The 23,260-nt window shown below is 64.0% G+C and carries 23 protein-coding genes; 5 read left to right on the top strand and 18 right to left on the bottom strand.

The genetic code is table 11. The annotated features are described in order from the left end of the window. Positions 1-37: 37 nt before the first annotated feature. The 7 genes from QQL76_RS09300 to QQL76_RS09270 form a co-directional block, all read right to left on the bottom strand. Entirely contained in the window at positions 38-721 is a 684-nt protein-coding gene (locus QQL76_RS09300; RefSeq protein WP_126011566.1) for a response regulator transcription factor, read from the bottom strand. Further along, complete coding sequence (locus QQL76_RS09295) at positions 718-2,913, bottom strand: sensor histidine kinase (RefSeq protein ID WP_499207382.1); 2,196 nt, start codon at positions 2,911-2,913, stop codon at positions 718-720. Before QQL76_RS09295 ends, QQL76_RS09300 begins: the two co-directional genes overlap by 4 nt. Before the next feature lie 72 nt (positions 2,914-2,985). Further along, positions 2,986-4,344, bottom strand: a complete 1,359-nt coding sequence (locus QQL76_RS09290; protein ID WP_499207381.1) for a porin family protein — start codon at positions 4,342-4,344, stop codon at positions 2,986-2,988. Between the two features lie 87 nt (positions 4,345-4,431). Then, a complete protein-coding gene (locus QQL76_RS09285; protein WP_499207380.1) occupies positions 4,432-5,523 on the bottom strand; it encodes a HupA family protein in 1,092 nt (363 codons plus the stop codon). 183 nt (positions 5,524-5,706) lie between these two features. Continuing rightward, positions 5,707-6,789 (bottom strand): lipocalin-like domain-containing protein, encoded by a 1,083-nt coding sequence (locus QQL76_RS09280; RefSeq protein WP_499207379.1) that lies wholly within the window; start codon positions 6,787-6,789, stop codon positions 5,707-5,709. Next, on the bottom strand, positions 6,779-9,277 hold the full coding sequence (locus QQL76_RS09275) for an ABC transporter permease family protein (RefSeq protein ID WP_499207378.1): 2,499 nt from the start codon (positions 9,275-9,277) through the stop codon (positions 6,779-6,781). The genes QQL76_RS09280 and QQL76_RS09275 overlap by 11 nt, the downstream gene beginning before the upstream one ends. Beyond that, positions 9,274-9,927 (bottom strand): ABC transporter ATP-binding protein, encoded by a 654-nt coding sequence (locus tag QQL76_RS09270; protein WP_499207377.1) that lies wholly within the window; start codon positions 9,925-9,927, stop codon positions 9,274-9,276. Before QQL76_RS09270 ends, QQL76_RS09275 begins: the two co-directional genes overlap by 4 nt. Before the next feature lie 175 nt (positions 9,928-10,102). Here QQL76_RS09270 and QQL76_RS09265 point away from each other — a divergent pair, with 175 nt between their 5' ends. Genes QQL76_RS09265 through arsB form a run of 3 tightly spaced genes read left to right on the top strand, consistent with a single transcriptional unit; the run spans position 10,103 to position 12,064 of the window. Continuing rightward, positions 10,103-10,435 (top strand): ArsR/SmtB family transcription factor, encoded by a 333-nt coding sequence (locus tag QQL76_RS09265; RefSeq protein ID WP_499207376.1) that lies wholly within the window; start codon positions 10,103-10,105, stop codon positions 10,433-10,435. 9 nt (positions 10,436-10,444) lie between these two features. Next, on the top strand, positions 10,445-10,966 hold the full coding sequence (locus QQL76_RS09260) for an arsenate reductase ArsC (protein WP_499207375.1): 522 nt from the start codon (positions 10,445-10,447) through the stop codon (positions 10,964-10,966). Between the two features lie 18 nt (positions 10,967-10,984). Continuing rightward, complete coding sequence (arsB, locus tag QQL76_RS09255; protein ID WP_499207374.1) at positions 10,985-12,064, top strand: arsenic resistance protein; 1,080 nt, start codon at positions 10,985-10,987, stop codon at positions 12,062-12,064. 19 nt (positions 12,065-12,083) lie between these two features. On the opposite strand, the gene QQL76_RS09250 is transcribed toward arsB, so the two are convergent. Further along, the gene (locus QQL76_RS09250) at positions 12,084-13,676 is read right to left on the bottom strand and encodes a S8 family serine peptidase (protein ID WP_499207373.1); all 1,593 of its coding nucleotides are present in this window, start codon (positions 13,674-13,676) and stop codon (positions 12,084-12,086) included. 178 nt (positions 13,677-13,854) lie between these two features. On the opposite strand from QQL76_RS09250, the gene QQL76_RS09245 reads away from it, so the two are divergent. Together QQL76_RS09245 and QQL76_RS09240 are read left to right on the top strand one after the other, a co-directional pair. Further along, positions 13,855-14,400, top strand: a complete 546-nt coding sequence (locus QQL76_RS09245) for an RNA polymerase sigma factor (protein ID WP_499207372.1) — start codon at positions 13,855-13,857, stop codon at positions 14,398-14,400. Continuing rightward, positions 14,397-15,164 (top strand): anti-sigma factor family protein, encoded by a 768-nt coding sequence (locus QQL76_RS09240; protein WP_499207371.1) that lies wholly within the window; start codon positions 14,397-14,399, stop codon positions 15,162-15,164. The genes QQL76_RS09245 and QQL76_RS09240 overlap by 4 nt, the downstream gene beginning before the upstream one ends. 3 nt (positions 15,165-15,167) lie before the next feature. On the opposite strand, the gene QQL76_RS09235 is transcribed toward QQL76_RS09240, so the two are convergent. From QQL76_RS09235 to pcaD, 10 genes are all read right to left on the bottom strand, one after another. Then, on the bottom strand, positions 15,168-15,980 hold the full coding sequence (locus QQL76_RS09235) for a class I SAM-dependent methyltransferase (RefSeq protein WP_499207370.1): 813 nt from the start codon (positions 15,978-15,980) through the stop codon (positions 15,168-15,170). Positions 15,981-16,079: 99 nt separating this feature from the next. Further along, positions 16,080-16,565 carry an SAM-dependent methyltransferase gene (gene tsaA / locus QQL76_RS09230; protein ID WP_499207369.1) on the bottom strand — a complete coding sequence of 162 codons (486 nt, stop codon included), beginning with the start codon at positions 16,563-16,565 and terminating at the stop codon, positions 16,080-16,082. 4 nt (positions 16,566-16,569) lie between these two features. After that, the gene (locus tag QQL76_RS09225) at positions 16,570-17,634 is read right to left on the bottom strand and encodes a 3-carboxy-cis,cis-muconate cycloisomerase (RefSeq protein WP_499207368.1); all 1,065 of its coding nucleotides are present in this window, start codon (positions 17,632-17,634) and stop codon (positions 16,570-16,572) included. Between the two features lie 85 nt (positions 17,635-17,719). Continuing rightward, positions 17,720-18,925, bottom strand: coding sequence for a thiolase family protein (gene pcaF, locus QQL76_RS09220; protein ID WP_499207367.1), 1,206 nt, complete (start codon positions 18,923-18,925; stop codon positions 17,720-17,722). Continuing rightward, positions 18,918-19,733 (bottom strand): CoA-transferase subunit beta, encoded by an 816-nt coding sequence (locus tag QQL76_RS09215; RefSeq protein WP_499207366.1) that lies wholly within the window; start codon positions 19,731-19,733, stop codon positions 18,918-18,920. Before QQL76_RS09215 ends, pcaF begins: the two co-directional genes overlap by 8 nt. Beyond that, positions 19,730-20,587, bottom strand: a complete 858-nt coding sequence (locus QQL76_RS09210; RefSeq protein ID WP_499207365.1) for a CoA transferase subunit A — start codon at positions 20,585-20,587, stop codon at positions 19,730-19,732. Before QQL76_RS09210 ends, QQL76_RS09215 begins: the two co-directional genes overlap by 4 nt. 24 nt (positions 20,588-20,611) lie before the next feature. After that, positions 20,612-21,226 (bottom strand): protocatechuate 3,4-dioxygenase subunit alpha, encoded by a 615-nt coding sequence (gene pcaG / locus QQL76_RS09205; protein ID WP_499207364.1) that lies wholly within the window; start codon positions 21,224-21,226, stop codon positions 20,612-20,614. Then, on the bottom strand, positions 21,226-21,966 hold the full coding sequence (gene pcaH / locus QQL76_RS09200) for a protocatechuate 3,4-dioxygenase subunit beta (RefSeq protein WP_126011603.1): 741 nt from the start codon (positions 21,964-21,966) through the stop codon (positions 21,226-21,228). Before pcaH ends, pcaG begins: the two co-directional genes overlap by 1 nt. A 9-nt stretch (positions 21,967-21,975) precedes the next feature. Next, a complete protein-coding gene (gene pcaC, locus QQL76_RS09195; protein WP_404862717.1) occupies positions 21,976-22,377 on the bottom strand; it encodes a 4-carboxymuconolactone decarboxylase in 402 nt (133 codons plus the stop codon). Then, positions 22,374-23,177 carry a 3-oxoadipate enol-lactonase gene (gene pcaD, locus QQL76_RS09190; RefSeq protein WP_499207363.1) on the bottom strand — a complete coding sequence of 268 codons (804 nt, stop codon included), beginning with the start codon at positions 23,175-23,177 and terminating at the stop codon, positions 22,374-22,376. Before pcaD ends, pcaC begins: the two co-directional genes overlap by 4 nt. Positions 23,178-23,260 lie beyond the last annotated feature (83 nt).

Below are 23,260 nucleotides of genomic sequence, written 5' to 3'. Positions count from 1 at the left end.
CCGCGCGCGTCAACCCTCGGGCTGGCGCTACCTTCGGTCAGTGTTCGCGCTGAAGAAGGCCGCGGTCGCGGGCGGCAAGGGCCGCCTCGGCCCGCGTCTTGATGTTGAGCTTGCGATATATGGACTTCACGTGGGTGGATGCGGTGTTTTGCGAAATCGTCAAAGTCTTCGCCACCGCGTTCAGCTGAAACCCCCGGCCCAGAAGGGTGAGCACCTCTTCCTCGCGCGCGGTCAGCGCTGCATCCGGCACCATGCGCGCGTTCAGGGATTGCAGCGCCGTCATGACGTGACGCGCGACGGCGGGCGACAGCGGCGGCTCGTCGTCGATGATGCGCTTCATCAGCTGGATGAACCGTTCGGTGTCATGATGCTTCAAAAGGTAGCCCCGTGCACCGGCGGAAATTGCGTCGAAGATCTGCTGCGCATCATCGAAGATCGTGGTGATGACAGGCGCACAGTGGCTGTCGCATGCGTTGATCTCCTCGATGAGATCGATGCCCGATCCATCCGGCAGGCCGATATCGATCAGAACGAGATCGAACGCGCCGGGAAGTCCGTGCGCCCGCGCCCACGCCACGGCATTGCGCAGGCATCGCCGCGCATCTTCAAGACACGTCGCCTCGCTGACCTGCGCGCCCGGGAACCCGGCAGCGACACATTCCACCATCCACTGTCTGGCGCGGGCGTTGTCCTCGATAACCAGAACCCGCTCCACCTTCATGCGGCGACGGCTCCGATGGCGACCGGCAGGCTGATGGTCGCGATGAAGGCCTTCGGCGTCACTTGGTAGTCGAATTGGCCGCCGGTCTGGCGGGCGCGCGCGGCGATGTTTTCAAGGCCATTGCCGGAGAACGCCCGTCGGTTTTCCTGCGACGCCGCGCCCGGCAGCGTGTTTTCCACTGTGTGCACGAGACGATCGCCGAGAAGCTCGGTCGTCACGACGATATCCGCGCCCGGCGCGTGCTTGATGACATTGGTCACAAGTTCGCGGTGCGCCGAGGTGAAGTTGCGGAACACCAGATAAGGCAGCACGAGACCCGAACGGTCGGCCTCGGACAGCGGCCATTCGACGGTGCCGTCATCCAGCCGTTCCATCGTCTCGGCGCGCAGTTCGGCGATGATGTTTGCCAGCGTCTCGCGGCGGTCCGAAAGGCCTCCGACGATTTCGCGGATGTCGCCAAGCGCATTGCGCACCATCTGGCGTGCATCCGTGTCGTCGGTGGCGCGCAAGCTCGACAGAAGCCGTGCGCCGACACTGTCGTGCAGATCGCGGCCGATGCGCCCGCGCTCCTCCTTGACGCCCCGGTCATAGGCATCGCGCTGTTCCTCCGCAGCCGCCACCAGCCGCACGAAATCCTCGACGATGGCGAGATGCGGCGTTCCGAACAGGGCGCGGCCGCGCTTGGGATGACGCAATCGCAAAGGAGGCGACCAGTCATAGGCAGGAAGCAGCAGTGTCGCGCCGTCATCTCGTATGGCGGGGCTCTGGCCGGAAGTTTCCGGCACATCCGCGTGCAGAGGTTCGAAATACTCGACGAGCGCCTGCCGCCACCGCTCGGCACGGGCTTCGCTCGAAGTCTGAAGCGCGATCTCCGTCGAGGCCCGATAAAGCGCCAGCGGATCCAGCTCCTTGCGCGCCATGTATCTGGCCATCAGGAGGTTGCGCACGGGCAGGTAAAGCAGGCCAACGAGCACCGCGGTGATGCCGAGCGAGACGGCTGGCGTCAGCGCCAGCATGCCGATCAGCGTGAAATCGATAGCCGCGAACAGGAACGCTGCCAGCACGTAGGTGAAGATCGAAAACGCCCAACGATCGAGCTCGAACAGCCGGTATCGCGTCAGCCCAAGTGCGACGCCGAGATAGATCAGGACGAAGAAGCCGAAGGCGTAGCCCTGCGGCAGGACGACGTTCAATCCCATGAGCAACGGCACCGCGACCAGGAGCACGAAGGCGCCTGCGCCCAGGATGACGCTGACGCCGAGCCAGGTGAGCGCACGGCGGGCCGCAAGATCGCGCCGCGTTGCCACATATTGCGCGCCGGTAAGAACGACGATCGCAATCATCTCGCACAGGATGCCGAGATAGCCCATGGTGCCGAGCCCGGCATCGTAGAAAATCCGCAAGTGGGTCGCTGCGATCCACAGGACGAAGATTGCGATCAGGCCATTGGTGAGGCGCGCGATTTTCAGATCGACTGGATAGCGGGCGAAAAGCCCGATCATGCCGATGCCGAAGGACATGGCGCCGATGTTGTTCAGGATGGACAGGCTGCGGAAGACCGGCTCCGACAGCGCGAGTTCGCGGGTCGAGTAAGCCGCCGCGCTGAAGACGGCCAAAGCAACTCCATATCCGGCGAAGGCGAAGAAGCGGACCTTGCCATCCTTGGGGCTGAGGCACTGCACCCAGGCTCCGATGACGCAGATGATGACGGCGCAGGCGATCTGGTACCAGAATGCGAAGGGCAATGCCGATATCGGTCGCCATGCGGTCGCCCGAACAGTGATCGAGCGCTGATCTTGGCCTGGCTCGGCCACCGTCACCGCAACCGGTCCGGCGGACAACGCGCCATGGAGTTCGCCCTGCCGATCGACGAAGCGATCGTAAGTTGCGTAGTCGAGCGTGTCGGGCTCGTCGATCAGGTCCAGCGGCTCAAGCAGGATCGCTTCTGTCGGATCAGCGGCGGCAGCGATTGAGATCAGCTGCGATCCGGATAGGACGCCTGCCTCTGCCGCCGGACCACTTGAGCCCGAGACCAGCACAGTGCCGGCGTCGGCATCCAGTTCCAGAAGCAATCCCAGGTGGGGATTGCGCATGGCGACAAGCATCGTCAGCGCCGTTACCAGCGCGATGATCGTCAAGGCCAGTGAAAAGCGCTGGACCAGCGTCACAGGCGAAATACGGCGCCGCGGCACCGCCCCCAGTCAATCCCCGATCCGAAGTCTAGAGCCAAGACTTGCGACCACTCAACTGAATTCTCGCATTTTCTAAAATTCCTTGGTCAGTGTGATGTCGAAGCCGAGCTTGTCGTAGTCGTAGAAGACCACGTTGCTTGACTGGTCGTAGTAGCTGACGGCCAGTTGCGGCGTGAAACCCTGAAACTGCCAGTCCCGCTTCACGAAGCCGCTGCGAAGCTCGAGATAGTCGTCCTCTCGCGGCTCGGTCATGCCGGGAAAATCGGCTTCATAGTCACGCTTGCCGACCTTGGCCTGCAAGGACGCGGTGATGCCGTAGGCGAACTGCCGGGTCGCACCGATCTCAACGAAGGCGCCGTCAAAGGCGTTGTGGGGCCGCCCGTCCACCTGTTCCCACTCGCCGCCGGCACCCGCGAAAACCGAGAATGCGGCGCTTGGATAGTAGCTCAGCCTGCCATTTGCCCGCACCGTCTCGGCTGCCGCCGACGGGATATCGTCATAGGTTCGATCGATGAAGAGCAACTCGCCGGACGCGATCAGCTTGGGCATCAGCGCCTGGCTGCCGAAGATGCGGCCGCCGATGCCGTAATCCGATGGTGTGGTCGAAAACCAGCGCCGGTCGGCGATGAATTCCGCGCTCAGCATGCGGCTTGCCGTGCGGTAGCGCATGCCGACACGCAGATCGCCGACCAGAGTGTCGAAATCCTTGCCGGAATAATCCGAAAACACGGCCGATCCAGCGGTGTAGAGCGTGAATTGCTCGTTCAGCGCATGCGAGTAACCGGCGTTCAGACCGGCGCGAACGCCCATGCCGGACTGCGCCCGTCCGCCTTCATCGATCGTGAAGGGAAGGCCGCCGAGCATGACCTGCGTGCCGGAGCTGCCATTGTTGACGTTCGTACTGGGCGCAAAAGAGATGAACCCGCCCACAGTGAACGGCCGGTTTGCGTCCAGCGCGTCGATGAAGCTTTCGAACCGCTCGCGGGACGTGCGGTCGCTGCTGGATTCAGCAAGCAGGCGCAAATGATAGGTCGCACCGGTGGCATTGCCCTGCCGCGCGAGAATGCGTGCAAGATGCATCCGAACGAGATCGAACTCGGGCCGCTCTGCGAGGATCGTCCGCGACAGCTGTTCCGCTTCGGCTAGTTCACCCCGCCGCTCTAGTACGATGGTCTGCAGAAAAGCTGCTTGATAGCCGAGGTCGCCCTCATCGAAGCGGGAGTTGGCGAGCAGCAATTGCGCGGTATCCAGATCCCCCCGCTCGATGAAACCACGAATGGCCTGAATGCGCTCGGCCTGGGTGAGGTCGCCGTAGCGCGCGGCAGGCGAAGGCGAGGCGGTCGACTCGCCTTCGCCTGCCACTTCCCCCGGTGTCGCCAAAGCGAGCGGAACGGTGACGAACAGGACGATCAGCACCCAGATGCTAAGCATCCGGACGCTGCCGCGTGGCAGCGACCTCGTTCTGCGCGGGCGCGGTTTGTGAAGGGTGGCGGCCACGGCCATGGGCCCCGCTTGCCGCTACTGCTTCACCGCCCCGATCACGCCCTGGAAGACATAATCGCTCGCCCCACCCTCGAGCGTGGCGTTGCCTTCGATGGACACCGCGGCCACCGTTTCGCGGCCAGCGTTTCCGAAGAAGCTGCCGATGGCCTCGCCATTCGATACGGTGCCGACCGCCGCTCCTTGCGCGTCAACGAGCCGCGCGGTGCCCGCATAATCGGCGCCGGTAATCGTGGCGTCGATCGCCATGCCGGTGATCGTCGGCGCGACATCGACGACGTTCTGGCCGAGATTGGTGAAGGCGCGCAATTGGCCGCCGGTGATGCCGCCGGTCACCTTGCCGGCTGCGAAATCGGCAGCGAGCGCGACAGTGGCGTTGTTGTCGAAGCCGAAATTCTCGACCGAGCCATCCGGTCGCGTATAAATCGACTGGCCGCTTTCGAAAAAGCCCTTGTAGCTCGCCGTGCCGGAGGTCGGCATATTGGTGGTGGCATTGCCGACATAGCCGACGCCGTAGTTTGCCGCCGTATCGCCAGCATTGCCGTCGCGGTAGCGGATGGTGGTCGCGTCCGACAGAACGATCTGCTCGGTGGCGCTGACATTGTAGACGCTGACGCTGCTGATCGCCGCATTGGCGCTTTCAACCTGCGGATCGCCAAAGTTACCATTCTCGAAATAGACGTTGCCCTTGGCATCGGTCAGGCCGATGATCGCCGCACCGCCGGCGAGGGTTCCGTCAGCCGATGCCGAAATCAGGGCCGGTGGTGCGATACCGGCGGCGCCCTGGTTGTTGTTGGGGCTCGGATCTTCTTTCGCAGAGCCCGAAATACCCACACCGCCAGCGGCGGTGCGATCGAGCGCCACGGCCGAGGTGGCAGGCGTATCGAGTTGCGGCAGCTGATTGAACGAGCTGACGGTCGACGTGACGTTGGCCGGGAGGCGCACGGCGAGCATGCGGCCTTGAGCCGTGATCGGCAGCGAGCCACCGGCGGATGCACCTCCGCCACCGCCTGCTCCCGCTCCCGCGACGCCGCTGCTGCCGGAACTGCTGCATGCGGCCAATGCCGATGCCATCCCGAGAACCAAAAATCTTGCCACTGGCTTGTTCATCCACCTGCTCCTGTTGATTGTTTCAAGCAGGTGGATTCATGCAATTTCCCCAGCCCCCTGCCCGGCTGCGCCTGCTCGACGGACGGTCGAGCGCGGCGCTGCCATTGGCGGGGATACAATCACGGCGAAAATCGCCCCGCTATCACCTGAACAGGTGAGGTCGGCGAGGAATGGAGCGTCCGCTCAGTCGGAGTCGTAGCCGGTCATTTCGAGGTAGCCCTTGCCTTCATGGGTGCCCGAGAACCGGATCGGGCCTTCCCAATAGGCAAACGTCGTCGCCATCCAGCTTTGCGGGTTGAGCGCCTCTGTGGTGATTTCGAAATCGCGGGAGGGGATTTCTAGACGCCATTGCGTCGGCACGAGGCGCCCGTCGATATCGGTCGTGCCGAGCGGCGTCATGGTGATCGCGTCATTGGCGAGCGGGGTCGCCACGCCATCCGGGGTGAACCAAGTGCCGGAATAATAGCTCGATCCATCTTCCGACCGCACCTGAAACAGCATCAGCTTGTCATCGCCTGGCAGGTGCAGCGAGAACCAGTCCCAGCCTTCCTGGTCGTCCGCGAGCGGCTGGCTCGACCATTCGCGGTCCAGCCATGCGGTTCCCGTGACCGGAATTGCTTCACCGTCTACGGTGATCGTCCCTTCCGCCCGATAGAATGGCTGGCTGTAGTAATAGGATGCCTGGCCGGCATCGGACTTGACGCTGTAACCCGCCTCGCCTTGCAACACGGGCGCACGCTCGGTGGTGAGGGTCATCGCGTAGCTGAAATCTGCTCCGGTCGCGTTGACCGCGACTTCGGCCATCGTGTCGCCGTCTGGTGCTTGTTCAGCAGCAATATCTCCGGTGAGCGCCCAATCATCGATGAACGCCTCGAACGGAGCGGCGGTGACATCGGCCTGACCAATGCCGCCGCGGGCGAATTTTTCGGCACTGAAATGGCGTTCGCCGGTCGTCAGGCCAGCATGGCCCATCCAGAGCGCGCTGCTTTCCCAGCCCTCGCCTTCTTCACCCGGCGCCAAGGCCTGGCGGAACAGGGTCCATTGCAGGCCGTAATCGTTGCCGTCCGTATCCTCCAGATTGGCGGTGACGTACCACCATTCAATGCGAAAGCCTTCGTGCGGGCCGTGATCGACCGGAAACGAGAAGGTGCGGCCGGGCTCCACGGTACTATAGCCTTCCGCATCGGTGCCAAGCCCCGCAAACCCTTGCGCAAAGGCCGGTACGGCGAAGACCAGCAAAATGAACAGCACGGCTCTAACGTTCATCGGCGAACACCTTGAGCAGTTTCGTTGGCGGCATGCGGCGAAGGCTGAGTGCCGGCCAAGCGGCAGCGGCGATTGCGGTGATCAGCGCCAGAACGATGAGCCGCAGCCATTGTTCGGGGAAGGCGTAGACCGGCAACTGCCAGCCGAAGGCTTCCACATTGATGACATTGGTGAGGATCCACGCCACCGCCAGGCCGAGCGGGATGGCAAGAAGCGCTGTCAGAAGCGCAAGTGTCGCGGCCTTGATCAGTTCCATCGCGGCAAGCCGACGCCGCGTAAGGCCCAGCGCCCAAAGCGGTGCAAGCTGCGGAAGCCGCGCATCTGCGAGCGTCAGCAGGCTGGCCAGAAGCGCGATGCCGGCAACAATAAGAGTGAGCGTATTGAGTGCGAGCGTGACGGCAAAGGTGCGATCGAAGATCCGCTGAGAGATATCCTTGATGGTGCGCTGGTCGACCACTTCCACCGTGCCCGCACCGAACGCCGCCGTCAGATCGTCCATGACGGTATCGACAGCTTCCGGCGCAACGCGCACGGCAAAATTGCCGCGCTCTGCGTGAGGAAAGCGCGCGACGAGCTCATCCACCGCGATCATGACCTGACCGCGCGGATTGCCATAGTCGGAATAGATCGCGGCAACCGTGCCGTCCCAGTCGCCTCCGGGCGCGGCAATGTCGATAGGGTCGCCGGGGGCAAGCGCAAAGCGGCGTGCGAGCTGTTCGCTGATAAGCACCGCGCGCCCGGCCTCCGCCTCGCTCCAGGCATCGGGAAGGCTCGCCAGGAGCGGCCAATGATCGGAATAAGTCGGGTGGTTGGAGAAACCGAAGACCTCGACAGGAAAACCTCGGTAGCGTGTTTCCGCGTCCCAAACGGGCAGCACTGCGTCGACATCGTTCCGCGTCTCGAGCCAGTCGGCAATGTCTGCGGCGCGCGCCGGGTCTCGCGCACCGACATAGAGTTCGGCGGCGAGGCGCTGGTCGAGCCAGCCGGTGAAGGTCTGGCGGAAGCTGTCGACCATCGTGCCGACGCCGATATTCACGGCAAGTGCAAGAAGCAGCGCCATCAGGGCGAGCGACAGGCCGCCCGATTGCTGGCGGGCATCCGCAAAGAACCATTGCGCCACCGGCCCGCGCACAAGGCGCTGCGCGATGGCAAGCAGCCCAACCAGAGCCGATGGTAACAGCAGCGCTGCGGCAAGCAGCACTGAACCCATCAGCACGAAGCCCGCAACCAGGCCTGAGGCTTGGAGCAGCACGCCGATCGCGATCGCTGCAAGGAAGACCGCCGCAGCCAGTTGCCAGCGGCGCGCCCGCGCCTCGGCACCGGCCCAGGCTTCCGGCTGTGCCGTGGCGAAGAGTGGCAGGCGCCAGGCGCGATAGAGGCTCGATCCCGCGGCGACGAGAGCACCGATGACGCTAATCGCGACGCCGGCCAGCCACCAGCTCGGCTGCAGCGACAGTTCCCCGGCAACACGCGCCCCGTAAAGACCGCGCAGGCTTGCCGCCACGTCCGGCAGCAAAGCCGAGGCGATGACATAACCGGCAACCGTGCCGATAATGCCGGCGAGCGCCGAGATCGTCGTCAGTTCAAGCAGCATCACGGCTGTCAGCGCGCGCGCCGAGACGCCGCACGCGCGCATGGTGCGCAGCATCGGCCGACGCTGTTCGAAGGCAAGCCCGATCGCACCATGGACGATGAACAGGCCGACGAGAAAGGACAGGAAGCCGAAGGCCGTGAGGTTCAGGTGAAAGCTGTCTGTCAGCCGTTCCAGATCGCCCTGGTCGTCCGGTTCGACCCGCTCCAGCGCGCCGCCGGTCAGATCTGCCAGAGATTGAGAACGCGTTTCAGGCGCAGCGGTCAGGATCAGGCGAGACAACCGCCCCGGCTGATCGAGGAGCGCCTGCGCCACGCCGACATCCGTCACCAGTGTCTCGGGCGGCAGGGAAGTGGCGACGACGAGCGGCGGCAGCTGTCCGCCGTTTCCGAGCGTTGGTCGCGTATCCACGCCGCCCAGCGCCGCAACCGTCTCGGCATCCCCAAGCGCGAGAGACGGCGCCGTCAGCAGGCGCACGGCGCGGCTCTCGCCGCTCCCGTCGGCGGTCTCCGGACCATCATCCAGCGCATCGCGCGTGATCGGGCCGGCACCCTGCGGCAGCGTCACCGGATCGATGCCGACGATGCGGATGCTTCGGTCGGCGATGCGCACATCGCCTTCGATGACAGGCGACACATCCCAGCCGGCGCGGCGCAGTGTGACGTAAAGCGCCTGCTCGAAATTCGTCCCGTTGGTGGGCCTGAGGCTCGCAAACGCGTCGCCGCCGATCAATCTTGCGGCCTGGTCATAGCTTTGCCGTGCCTGTACGTTCAGCGCCTGCACGCCGCTCCACAGCGCAGTTGCGACCGCAAGTCCGATGACGAGCGTCATCAGTTGGAACGGACGCCTCCGCCAGTGCGACAGCAAAACCGCGAGCGTCCAGAGATGACGCTTCACGCGAGCCGGCCTGCGCTCAAGTGAATGCGCCGCCCGAGCAGGCCTGCCAGACGGGGGCTGTGCGTCACCATCAGAAACGCACTTCCGGTCTGCTCGACGAGATCGAGGCAGAGTTTCAGCACCGCATCGCTGGTCTCCTCATCGAGATTGCCGGTCGGCTCGTCTGCGAGAATGAGGTTCGGCCGGCAGGCGAGCGTGCGGCCGATGGCGACGCGTTGTTGCTGGCCACCTGACAATTGCTCGGGATAACGGTCGACGAGTTTCGAAAGGCCGAGCTTCTGCGTCAGGCTCTCGACCCAGGCCGGGTCATGCCGACCGGCGATGCGCGCCTGGAACGCAAGGTTTTCGCGAACCTTCAGACTTGGCACCAGATTGAACTGCTGGAAGACGAGGCCGATCCGCTCGCGGCGCAACTGGGCACGCGCACTGTCGCCCATGCCGACCAGGCTCTGGCCCGCAACGACGATTTCACCGCCGTCAGCCGCGTCGAGTGCCGCGGCAAGGTGCAGAAGCGTACTCTTGCCGCTGCCGGATTCGCCGGTCAGCGCCAGCGTCTGCCCCGCTGGCAGATCAAGATCGATACCGCGCAGGACGTGAACGGGCCCCTGCGCCGATGGGTAGGTCTTTGAAACATTCCGGAGGGTCAGCATCTGGCTCTTTCGCATGCACATGTGAAAGATAGGGTGCGCCAGGCGCGAAGGCCATGGATTGCGGTGTCGCATGGCTCAGCCGACCGGCCGCGCTAAGCGCGGATCGGCGATGATCGTCACTTGCGTGTCACCGAACGACCTGCTATTTAACTCATAATTCTAGAAAGCTGGATATATGGACAAGTTATCTGCACTCGGAGCGCTTGCGGCACTCGGCCAGGAAACGCGGCTCGATGTGTTTCGCCTTCTGGTACGCGCCGGCGCCGAGGGGCTTCCGGCCGGTGAAATCGCTTCGCGGCTTGGCGCGGTTCAAAACACCTTGTCTGCCCATCTCAAGATTCTCGACCATGCCGGGCTGGTGACCGCGGAACGCCAAGGGCGTTCGATCCTCTATCGTGCGAATTTCACCGGCGTTCGCGACCTTCTGGCTTTCCTGATGGAGGACTGCTGCGCCGGATCGCCCGAGCTCTGCCAGCCCGTCATCGAGGCCATCACCTGTCATTGCTGAGAGAGCGCCATGACCCACCGCAGCTTTAACGTTCTTTTCCTTTGCACCGCCAATTCAGCCCGCTCGATACTCGCCGAAGCGATCCTGAACAAAATTGGGAACGGGCGCTTCCGCGCCTTCTCAGCGGGATCGCAGCCGCGCGGAATGGTCCACCCCTACACCTTGTCGCTGCTGGAACACTCCGGCTTCGACACTGGCTTTGCCCGCTCCAAGAGCTGGGAGGAGTTTGCCGCCTCGGATGCTCCCGTGATGGATTTCGTGTTCACGGTCTGCGACAACGCCGCGAACGAGCAGTGCCCCGTCTGGCCGGGCCAGCCGATGACCGCGCACTGGGGCGTGCCGGATCCGGCGGCTGCGACCGGAACGGACGCAGAAAAGCACCTCGCTTTTGCAGACGCCTTCCGCATGCTGTCCAACCGCATTTCGGTGTTCACGGCCCTGCCCTTCGCGTCGCTCGACCGCCTCTCCATTCAGCGCCAGATCGAGGCAATCGGGCGCTCATCCGCAGACGACACGCTGCGCGCATCCTGACCGCCTGAAGGTTCGTCCATGTCCATCGACACTTCCGCCGAGGCGCCGGCTCCGGCCGGCATCGGGCCGTTCGAGAAATGGCTTTCAGTCTGGGTCGGTGCGGCGATCCTCGCCGGGCTGCTGCTCGGCAATCTCGTTCCTGGACTTTTCCAGCGCCTGGCGGCGTTCGAATACGCCTCGGTCAACCTCGTGGTCGCCGTGCTGATCTGGGCAATGGTCTATCCGATGATGGTGGGTGTCGACTTCAAGAGCCTGCGCCAGGTCGGTGCCAAACCAAAGGGCCTCGTGGTGACGATCGTCATCAATTGGCTCGTGAAGCCATTCACGATGGCGGCGCTCGGCGTGCTCTTCTTTGAGTATGTCTTCGCAGACCTGATCGCGCCGGCCGATGCGGAGCAATATCTGGCCGGCCTCATCCTGCTCGGGGCAGCGCCGTGCACGGCCATGGTGTTCGTCTGGAGCCAGATGACCCGCGGCGACCCGAACTACACGCTCGTCCAGGTCTCGGTGAACGACGTCATCATGGTGTTCGCATTCGCCCCGATCGTCGCGCTTCTGCTCGGTGTCACCGATCTGGTCGTGCCATGGATGACGCTGCTTCTCTCTGTCGGGCTCTATATCGTCATCCCGCTGGCGGCAGGCGCGTTGACGCGCGTAAAGCTCAGCCGGGGCACGCGAAGCAAGGTAGAGGAAGACGCAGCCATTGCCCGCTTCAGTGCCCGCGTGAAACCAGCTTCCGTCTTCGGGTTGCTGGTCACCGTCGTGCTGCTGTTCGGCTTCCAGGCAGAAGTCATTCTCGAACAGCCGCTGGTAATCCTTCTCATCGCCGTGCCGCTTCTAATCCAGTCCTACGGCATCTTCTTCGCCGCCTATTTCGCGGCACGGGCGTGGCGCCTGCCCTTCACCATCGCGGCTCCCTGCGCGCTGATCGGCACCTCTAATTTCTTCGAACTCGCCGTTGCCGTCGCCATCAGCCTCTTCGGACTGGGCTCGGGCGCCGCGCTTGCGACCGTGGTCGGCGTGCTCGTCGAGGTGCCGGTGATGCTTTCGCTGGTCGCGTTCGCAAACCGCACAAAGCACTGGTTCCCGGCCGACTGAACCGTCCTCCTCTGGGGCTCTAGCGAACGCCGCTTGCCCTGCCGCCGGTTGCCGGACCCACATTGGGATCGGCGCCCGCAACCATATTGCCCGAGCCTTCCTCCGACGCCGAAATCAGCATCGACGCGTCGTCTTCCTCCTGCGCCGCGGTGACGGCGCGACACAGTGCGGGCGTGTTGAGCAGGCCCCAGCCGAAGACAGCGTCGCGTCCAGGATCACCGAGATCATCGGCGCTCGCTTCCAGATGACCCGCGATCGTCGCCGCATCCATGGTGGGATCGACGGCCTTGGCGAGCGCGATCGCGGCCGTCACGAAGGGCGCGGCAAAGGAGGTGCCCGTCTTCGGTCGGGCGCCTGAAATCGACGCCGCCGTCCATATCTCCACGCCAGGTGCGGCGATATCGATGTGGTCGCCCTGCCCCGCTCGCCGGTAAGGCCGCCGGCTGCGATCAACGGCTGTCACCGCAATCACATCCTCATAGGCTGCAGGATAGGCAGGCGGTGCGCTCGGCCCATTGTTGCCGGCCGCTGCCACCAGGATGATCCCGTTTTCAGCGATGGCTGCAACGGTGCGCTCGAGCAGTTCATTCGCCGGACCGGCGAGACTGAGATTGAGGACCGCGATCTCTTCGCGTGCGACCCGGTCGATGGCGCGCACAAGATCGTAGGCGGTCGCCCTCGTATCGGCGCCTGCCGTCTGGAATGCATCGACCGCAACCAGATCGGCGCCGGGAAGAAGGCCGGACGTGCGCTCCTGCTTCGATCCGACGAGAAGCGCTGCGACGGCGGTGCCGTGTTTGAGGTCGGAGGTCTCCTCGGCCTGGCCGACACGATCGAGGACCGTGACCGAGCCGGCGGAGAATGCATCGTGGTCCGGGTTGATCCCGGTATCGATCAGCCCGATCCGTGCCGGCACCACGCATCCGTCCTCGGTCGCTGCAAAGTGCCAGTCGATGAGTTCGGTGGCCGGGCAGTTCATGCCTTCGCAGTCTTCGAGCGGGCGGGCCTCGGGCCGGTAATAATGGTTGAAATCCACGGCCGATGTCGCGTTGAGGCCGGCGACGGTGGCACGCGCTTCTTCCAGCGACACGCCGTCCGGTGCAACGAGACGCACCAGTTCGCCGCCGAGCAGTTCGATCAGCACCCGCTCGTCCACGGCAAAGCCCTGGGCCTCGAGTGCGGCCACGTCGTCGTCGTCCAGACCAAGTGCCGTCAGTTCGCGCGCGGCACGGTCCGGCAAGGGTGCCGGCTGCGGTGCTGCTCTGCGGGCCTGCCTCGGCGGCGGCGATCCCTGATCGAAGAGCGAGCGAAGTGTGCGCAATGGTCGCCGGATGAACTCGGGTGCCTGACCGCTGCCGCCGCGAAACTGCCGGCTTTCGCCATCTCCGCCCGATCGGCCACCGCCGCTTGGGCCAGCACCACCGCCGCCACCGCCGCCATCATCCCCGTCGTCGCCATCGTCACCGTCATCGCCTTCCTGAGCGAAAGCGGGAGCGGTTGCGTGAACGAGGGCTGCGCCGGCAACCAGCGTGCCCGTGCCGACAGGGACATTCGGCAAGGCGGCTGTAACGGCCAGGCCGCAAGCGGCAATGAACCTGACGATGCTGATCACGATCGAAATCTCCATTCGACGCGCTAATTGGATTGGTTCATTCGGGCGGCAAGTCGATCTGCACTTTATGCTTGCGTGACGCGAATTTCAGTTGCCGCTTTCAAAACCATATGCTGCATAACGGCCGCGGCGCCCACTTATTCCGGCCCCGTCATGAACTTTTGAGGATCGATAACGCGTGACGGATGCCAGAGATGAGATCGGGCGACGGCTCATCGTTTTCCTGCCCAATATGCGCCGGTTCGGCTATACGCTGACGCGCAATATGGACAGCGCCGACGACCTTGTGCAGGCCGCATGCGAGAAGGCGTTGGCCAATGCATCTGGCTTTACACCGGGCACACGGTTCGATTCGTGGGTGTTCCGCATCATGCGCAATCTCTGGATCGACCAGATCCGGAAGGGCAAGTCGGCCGGACAGGCCGAAGACATCGACACGCAGATCGATCTCGTTGGCACAGACGGCGCGCGGGAAGCGCATGCCCGCATGGATCTCGGCGACGTGTCGCGCGCCATCGCTGCGCTGCCTGACGACCAGCGCGAAATTCTGCTGCTCGTCTGCGCCGAAGACATGTCCTACAAGGAAGTGTCGGAACTTCTCGGCATCCCGATCGGCACCGTGATGAGCCGGCTGGCACGAGCGCGCAAGAAACTTGTCGAGGGCGGTGGAATAAACGCCGATGCCCGACGTTCTCAGCCTGAAGAGGACGGGCACGGATCATGACGACACACGATTTCAGCGACGAGACATTGATGGCCTTCGCCGATGGCGAACTTGACGACGCCGAAATGGAGCGCGTCGAAGCCGCCATGAACGACGATCCGGCGCTTGCCGAGCGCGTTGCGCTCTTCATGGAAGCGCGCGAACTGGCCGAGGGCGTGTTTGCAAGCCAACTCGCTCAGCCCGTGCCGCCATCGCTGCAGGCGGCAGTCGAGCGGATGATTGCCGCACCTGCTGCAGCGGCGACCGTTCTGCCCTTCCGAGAGAAGGGTCGGGTCCCTGCAGCAGCCAACGAAAACCGGCGTGGCTTTGCGCGGTTTGCCATGGCTGCCGCCGCATCCGTCGCCATCGTCGCTGCCGGTCTTGCCGGCTACATGGCCGGCCAGGGTTCAGCGCCTGCCGGTTCGGCACAGGTCGCGCTGATCGACGTTCCGGGGCTTGATGACGCGTTGCTGACGACGGCATCGGGCGACACGACCGAAATTGCGGGCGCCGGCACGCTGACGGCCGTCTCGACCTTCACGGATGGTGCAAACCGTGTCTGCCGCGAGTTCGAACTGGCTTCCGAGCAGGCATTCGTCGGCGTCGCTTGTCGCACGACCGATGACTGGCAGCTCACCTTCGCCATGGGAACCGGCTCGGCCGACGGAACCGGCTATCAGCCGGCTTCCTCGCTGGACACGCTCGACGCCTATTTGACGGGTATCGACGCTGGCGCCCCACTCTCTCTCGAAGACGAAGCGGCGGCGCTCGCGGCGTTCCGCTGAAGTTCAGCTCTTGCGCGCAATGACCAGATGGCCGGGCACGGGCGTGCCCTGCTCGTGGCGCACGACGATCGGTTCGGCCAGCAGCCGTTCGAAGCCATTTACGGTGAGCAGGCGATCGATGTAGCTGAGCGGATGGGCGAAACGCTGATGCGGTCCGACGGTAAAATCGGCTCCGCCAAAGGCCTCGTCCGGCAGTGTCTCGCTGGAAAACGCGAGCAGGCCGGCAGTCGTCGTATGCTTCGCGATGCCTGAGAAGAAGCGTTCGAGCTTGCCCATATAAGGCAGCACGTCCGCAGCCACGACGAGATCGAAAGGCAGTGCTTCGCTCTCCTCGAGAAAAAGGCCTATCTCGGCGACATAAAGCTCGTCATAGACTTCGCGCTCGTCGGCGATCTCGATCATGCGTTCCGAGAGATCGACACCCACCGCATGGTCGACACTGTCATAGAGCGCTTCGCCGACAAGGCCCGTGCCGCAGCCGAGGTCGAGTAGGCGGGCCGCACCGTCGGGCAGGAACGCCGGAAGCGCGTCGCCCAGCATCATCGGGACGGAATAGCCGAGCTGGTCGACGAGCACGCTGTCGAACACTTCCGCATGCTGGTCGAACAGGGTCATGACATAGGCATCGGGCGCCTTGTCCGGTGCGGGCGCAAGGCCCATGGAGGCAAGCCGTACGGCAGCGCCGCCATGATCGTCGGGATCGAGCTCCAGTGCGCGCCGATAGAAGACGGCGGCTTCCTCACGACGTCCGGCCTTTTCCAGGTCCAGCCCGCGATTATACGCCTCGGCCAGTGCATCCTCGTCGAAATCGCTCATCGGCTTACAAATCCCATCGGCTGATGACGGCGCTGGCCGCCTTTTCTCGCGCGGTCCTATCGGCAGGAACGCCGTGCGGCAAGGGCGCTGGGGCGGCGATCAAGCGTGACAGGGTTTGCGCCCGCCGGTGAATTCCGGCTTGATGTCGATCAGCGGCGTGCCATTTACGCAGTCCAGCCCCCGCACCGTCAGCGTCGCGCCATCGATCCTGATCAGCCGAGCGATGGAAAGCGCGATCGGGTTCGGGCGGACCGGCGAGCGCAGCGCGAAGGTGCCAACGAGCCCGCCATCGTGCTTGGGGTTCTGGACCAAAAGGTCGCGCCGCGCCTGATCCATCCAGTAGAGCACGGCGATGTGTTCATAGGCATCCAGGCCCTTCAGCGCATCGGCAAAGCGGGCATCGAGCTCGATCGTGCAGTCCGGTCCCTGCTCCGGATCGCCCCTGCGCGGACAGTCTGCCCGCGTCTTGAACGGCGTGTGGATGCGACCGATGAAATAGACAGACGCGTCGAAATGCTCCGGCAGACTGCCCTGCACTTCGCCGTCGCGAATGCTGTCGGAGCGATGGACCGCTGCTTCAGCCATGCCGCTACTCCGCTGCGCCAATGCGTTCGATGGAATCCAGAAGCTCGCCGCCGAGCCGTGTCGAGGCGCCGGCGGCCACCACCATCTGCGGCAGGATCATCCATTCGAGCGACCATGCGGCGCCCGAGCGTTCCTGCTCGTGGACGAGCGCGTGGTGCATGCCCGCAAGCTGGGTGGCATTGAAGCGTGCGAGCGCCACCAGCGTTTCTGCGCGCACCGGGTTCTGCTTATGCGGCATTGCGGATGAGCCGCCGCCGCCGGTCATGGCGATCTCGCCGATTTCGTTCTGCGCCATCAGCGCGACGTCCTGGCCGATCTTGCCGAGCGCGCCGGAGATCAGCGACAGCCAGTTGGCAAAGCGGGCGATGGAATCGCGCTGGGAGTGCCAGTTCGATTGCGGAACTTCCAGATCGAGCAGGTAACCGACCCGCGCCGCGACGCCTGCCGCGTCATCGCCGAGCTTCTCGAGCGTACCGGCAGCGCCGCCAAACTGCAGCTGCAACAGTTCCGGGCCGATGTCTTCCAGTTCGTCCAGAGCGCGCGACAGCGGCATCATCCAGGCGCGCAGCCTCGATCCGACCGGGATCGGTATCGCGGCCTGCATGCGGGTGCGGCCGATGAGATGGTTGTGGCCGAAGCGCTCGTCGAGGTCCTGCAGGGCGGCGATCAGGTTTTCCAGCCGCGCCGCCAGCATCGGCAGCACCATCTTGAGCCTAAGAACGAGGCTCGTATCGATCACGTCCTGGCTGGTCGCGCCGAAATGCAGATGCGCCGCGTGGGGCTCCGGCACGGTCTTGCGCAGTTCGCGGATGAGTTCGGGCACGATCAGGCCGTCGCGGGCGACGCCCTCGCGCAACGCATCGAAATCCGGCGCGAAGTCCTCGCAGGCTTTTGCAATGGCAGCGGCGGCTTCCGGAGCGATCAGGCCCTCATGGGCCTCCGCTTCCGCCAGCGCCATTTCGAAGGTCAGCATAGTGGAGATTTCGGCTTCCAGCCGAAAATGAGCGGCGAGCGCGTCGTCCCCGAAATGTGCGGCGAGCACGGGGTGCTCAAAAAGCGACAGCGACATCGATACCTCCCGGCAGTCAAGATGGCCGCCTTATAACGCCAAAGGGCCGGCGATGACACCGGCCCTTTGAGCTAAGTTCGATGGTTCAGACCCGCTCGAGCGCGATCGCAATGCCCTGGCCAACGCCGATGCACATCATGGAGAGCGCGCGCCTTGCGTCGCGTTCGGCGAGTTCGAGCGCTGCCGTGCCGGTGATACGCGCGCCGGACATGCCGAGCGGATGGCCGAGCGCGATGGCGCCGCCATTTGGATTCACGCGCTCGTCGTCATCGGCGATGCCGAGATCGCGCAGCGTCGCCAAGCCCTGGCTCGCGAAGGCTTCGTTGAGCTCGATCACGTCGAAATCGCCGGCTCCAAGACCGAGGCGAGCGAAGAGCTTCTTTGCGGCCGGTGCAGGCCCGAAGCCCATGATGCGGGGCGCGACACCCGCGGTCGCACCGCCGAGGATGCGGGCGATCGGGGTCAGCCCATGTTTGCGGGCCGCTTCTTCCGATGCGACGATCAGCGCTGCCGCGCCATCGTTGACGCCGGAGGCATTGCCGGCCGTGACCGTGCCACCTTCGCGGAACGGGGTCGGCAGCTTGGCCAGCGCTTCGAACGTCGTGTCGGGGCGTGGGTGCTCGTCGCGATCGACGACGATCGGGTCCTTCTTGCGCTGCGGGATCGAGACCGGCGTGATTTCCTTTGCCAGCCTGCCGTTTTCCATGGCGCGACCGGCTTTCTGCTGCGAGCGCACGGCGAACTTGTCCTGGTCCTCACGGCTCACCTGCCAGTCGGCGGCGACGTTTTCGCCGGTCTCCGGCATGGAATCGACGCCGTATTGCTTCTTCATCAACGGATTGACGAAGCGCCAGCCGATCGTCGTGTCATAAACCGCATTGTCGCGCGAAAAGGCGCTCGTCGCCTTCGGCATCACGAAGGGCGCGCGTGACATGGATTCCACGCCACCGGCAATCGCAATGTCGATTTCGCCAGCCTTGATGGCACGGGCCGCGGCGATGACGGCGTCCATGCCCGATCCGCAAAGCCGGTTCATGGTGGTGCCGGGCACTTCAACCGGCAGGCCGGCCAGAAGCGACGACATGCGCGCGACGTTGCGGTTGTCCTCGCCGGCCTGGTTGGCGCAGCCATAGATGACTTCGTCGATCGCCGCCCAGTCGACAGACGCGTTGCGCTCCATCAGCGCTTTCAGTGGCACGGCGCCCAGATCGTCGGCACGCACGGACGAAAGCGCGCCCGCAAAGCGACCGATCGGCGTGCGGATGTAATCACAGATATAGGCTTCAGCCATCGCGCTGGCTCCCGAATTTGTTCTTGCCACGGCCGGTTCCCTCATGGGCGGCCTTCGTTCTTGCCTGAAGATCGCGCAGCGTCTTCAGTTCCGTCTCGTCCGGCGCCGGCGTGACCTCGACCTGATCGGCGAACTTCACCGGCCAGCCGCAGGTTTCCTGAACCTGCTCGCGCGTCACGCCCGGATGCATGGAAACGACCGTGAATTCCTTGGTCTCGGGATCGGGCTTCCAGATCGCCAGATCGGTGATCAGCAGCGTCGGGCCCTTGGTCTTGATGCCGAGATTTTCACGGTCCTTGCCACCGGTTCCATGACCGAAGGACGTGAAGAAGTCGATCTTGTCGACCATGCCGCGTTTCGTCTGCTTCATGGTGATGTAGATCTCACCCGAAGACGAGGCGATTTCCGGCGCGCCGCCGCCGCCAGGCAGGCGGGTCTTCGGCGTGTCGTAGTCGCCGATGACGGTCGTGTTGATGTTGCCGAACTTGTCGAGCTGCGCGGCGCCAAGGAAACCGATCGTGACGCGACTGCCCTGCAGCCAGTAGCGGAACATCTCCGGCACCGACACCGTGGTAACGGCCGTGTCGCAGAGTTCGCCGTCGCCGATTGAGAGCGGCAGCACGTCCGGCGCCGTGCCGATCGTGCCGGACTCATAGATCAGAGTGATGTCCGGGGCATGCGTCAGCCGCGCCACGTTGCAGGCAGCCGATGGCGCACCGATGCCGACGAAGCAGACGTCGTCGTTCTTCAGCGCGCGCGCCGCAGCGATTGTCATCATCTCATCGGGCGTAAAACCAAGATCGCTCATTTGGCGCTCCTCAAATGCTCGACGCGTCCGGCAAAGTCTTGCGGACCGGCGTTCAACACATTGTCCTGCATCCATGCCTGGAAACTGTTGCGCTCGGCGGCGATCTTGTCCCAGTCGAGATAGCTCTTGTTGTCGCGGTCATAATAGCCGTGCGCATAGGAAGGATGAGCGCCGCCCGGCACTTCGCAGATCGCGGTGACCGTCCATCGGGGCAGGATGCAGGCGTTCGGATGCACGTCGTCGAAATTCTCGACGATTTCCTCGACCGTCACCACGGCACGCTTGGCGGCAAGCACCGCTTCCTTCTGGATGCCGATGATGCCTTCGACGAGCACGTTGCCCTTCCGGTCCGCCTTCTGCGCGTGGATGAAGGTCACATCCGGGCGCACCGACGGCACAGCCGCCAGCATTTCGCCGGTGAACGGGCATGCGACGCGCTTGATGTTCGGGTTTACCTGTTCGAGCCCGGCGCCGAGGTATCCGCGGAAGATGGCGCATGGCAGGCCGCTTGCGCCCGCCTCATAGGCATTGGCCATCGCCGCATGGCTGTGTTCTTCCACTTCCGGCCGGTTCGGCCAGCCGTTTTCGACCGCATCGCGCAGCCGGCGCAGAAGGCCAACGCCCGGGTTGCCGGCGTATGAGAAGACGAGCTTCTTCGCCATGCCCATGCCGATCATCTGGTCGTAGATGACGTCCGGCGTCATGCGCACGAGCGTCAGGTCTTTCCGGCCCTGGCGGATCGCTTCGTGGGCCGCCGCATGCGGTATCAGATGGGTGAAGCCCTCGAAGGCCACCATATCGCCGTCATGGAGATTCTCCGCGACGGCTGTCTTCAAATCCTGGAACTTCGCCATGGATTTCCTGCCTGTTGGTTGTCGTCAGATATCGAGGAAGACGGTTTCGTCGTCGCCCTGCAGGTGAATGTCGAAGGTCACGACATCGCCATCGCGCTTTCCGATGAGCGTTGCGACGCGGTGGCGGTGCTCGATCCGGTTGAGCAACGGATCGTCCGCATTGGCCTTCTCCTCGTCGGAAAAATACATGCGGGTGTGAAGGCCGATATTGATGCCGCGCGCGACAATCCAGAGCGTGACATGCGGCGCCTGCATCCGGCCGTCAGGATAGGGAACCGGACCCGGCTTGATCGTCTCGAAGACGAACTCGCCGTTTGCCATATCGGTCGCGCAACGCCCGAAGCCGGTGAAATGCGGATCGGCCGAACCGCGCATCTCGGATGGCGAATTGAAAAGCCCTGCCGCATCCGGCTGCCAGATTTCGACCAGCGCATCCTTCAGCGGCGTGCCCGTTCCGTCGAAGATGCGTCCCTTGATGGTGATGCGCTCGCCACTGGCATCGCCCGTCAGCATGCGACTGCCGAGATCATCGGCGTAGACGCCACCAATCTCCGCGAAATTCGGCGTCAGCCCAATATGGACATAAGGACCAGCCGTCTGCGACGCGGATTCCTTCAGGCGGTTCAGCGATTGCGGCATCAGTTCCCCTCCATCCGGTTCTCGAACATGGTCGAGCGGCGGCCGCGCAGGACGATGTCGAACTTGTAGGCGCTGGCGTCCATGGGGATCGTGTTGGCCATGTCGAGCGGTGCGATCAGGTCCTCGATCGCTTTCGGATCGGCGATGGTCTTCACAATCGGGCAGAGCGGGATCAGCGGGTCGCCTTCGAAATACATCTGGGTGATCAGCCGCTGCGCGAAGCCATGGCCGAAGACGGAGAAATGGATGTGGGCCGGGCGCCAGTCATTGACGCCGTTCGGCCATGGATACGGCCCCGGCTTGATGGTGCGGAACGAGTAATGACCGTCCTCATCGGTGATGGTGCGCCCGCAGCCGCCGAAATTCGGATCGAGCGCGGCGACGTAGCCCTCCTTCTTGTGGCGGTAGCGGCCACCGGCATTCGCCTGCCAGAATTCAAGCAGCGCACCGCCGACGCCCCTGCCCCGCTCGTCCATGACGCGGCCATGGACGATGATGCGCGGTCCGATCGCGCTTTCGCCAGGCTTGGCGAAATTGTGGATGAGGTCGTCATCGAGTTCGCCGAGGATGTCGTGGCCGAAGACCGGGCCGGTCATCTCCGACAGGGTGTTGTTGATGGACAGAAGCGCCTTTTGCGGCGAGCGGAGCACGCTCGTCTTGTACCACGGCGTGTAAGCGTCCGGTTGCCAGGCGCGATCGCGCGGAAAGAAGGCACCGGTTTCGGGTTTCCTGTTCGACATCGTCGCTCCTCAAGCCGCCTTTTCGGCAGCCATCTCCTTCAACGTCTGCTTGGCGATCTTGAACGCGTGATTGGCGGCCGGAACGCCGGCATAGATCGCCACATGCATCAGCGCTTCGCGGATATCGTCTTCGCTCGCGCCGGTGTTGGCGGTGGCGCGCACATGCATCGCCACCTCGTCGTCATGGCCGAGTGCTGCAAGCAGTGCGATCGTGACAATGGAGCGCTCGCGCTTCGTCCAGTTCGGCCGCGACCAGACGGTGCCCCAGGCGCCCTCGGTGATCATCTCCTGAAAGGGCGCATCGAATTCCGACTTCGCCGCCTCTGCCCTGTCGACATGCGCATCTCCGAGCACCGAGCGGCGCGTCGCCATACCTTCGATGTGGCGGGGAGATTTTGTCGTGGCGCTCATTTGCCTTCCTTCGTGATCTTTTCGACGAACAGCTTGATGGCGTCCGTCAGAACCACCGGCTGCTCGATGCAGGGCAGATGGCCGGCCTGCGGGATCTCCTGGTAAAGGGCACCGGGGATCAGCCGGGACAGCTCACCGACGAGTTCTGGCGGTGTCGAGCCGTCTTCGGTGCCAACAACGCACATGGTCGGCACGTCGATCAGCTTCGCAGCTTCGGTGAAATCGGCGTCCCGGATCGCGGCGCAGGTGGCGGTATAGCCATCGCGCGGCGTGCGGATCAGCATGTTGCGGTAGCCGGTGAACTCGGCGTTGTCGGGCTTGCGGTAATCGACGGTGAACCAGCGCTCGAGGATCAGGTCGGCGATCGCCTCGATGCCTTCTTCGTAGATCGCGCGGATGCGGGCATCCCACATTTCCGCCGTTCCGATCTTGTGGGCGGTGTCGCAAAGAACGAGGGCGCGCACGAGATCGGAGCGCTTGTGGACAAGGCCCTGCGCGATCAGCCCGCCGACCGATAGCCCGCAGATGACAGCCTTGCGCACGCGCAGATGGTCGAGCAGGCCGGACAAGTCGTCGACGTGATCGTCGATCGTGTAGGGCGTCTCGCCGACATCGGACAGTCCGTGGCCGCGCTTGTCGTAGAGCACGATCGCGAACTCGCCGACGAGCCGGACTATGACATCACGCCAGATGCGGAAATCGGTGCCGAGGGAATTGGCGAAGACCAGCACAGGGCGCCCTTCGGGCGCGCCGATCAGCTGATAATGCAGTGTGACGCCGTTGACCTTGTGAAACTGCATCGAATTCTCCCTCAGGCTTTCAAAGCAAATTGTATCGGTATGGTAAAATGATATTCTTGGGCCTGATCCATAATCTTTTCGGT

This window comes from Rhizobium albus (genome assembly GCA_030160035.1).
In the GTDB taxonomy this organism is placed as follows: domain Bacteria; phylum Pseudomonadota; class Alphaproteobacteria; order Rhizobiales; family Rhizobiaceae; genus Georhizobium; species Georhizobium albus.
The sequence above is the reverse complement of the archived record's forward strand: the minus strand, read 5'-3'. Positions and strand labels throughout refer to the sequence as shown.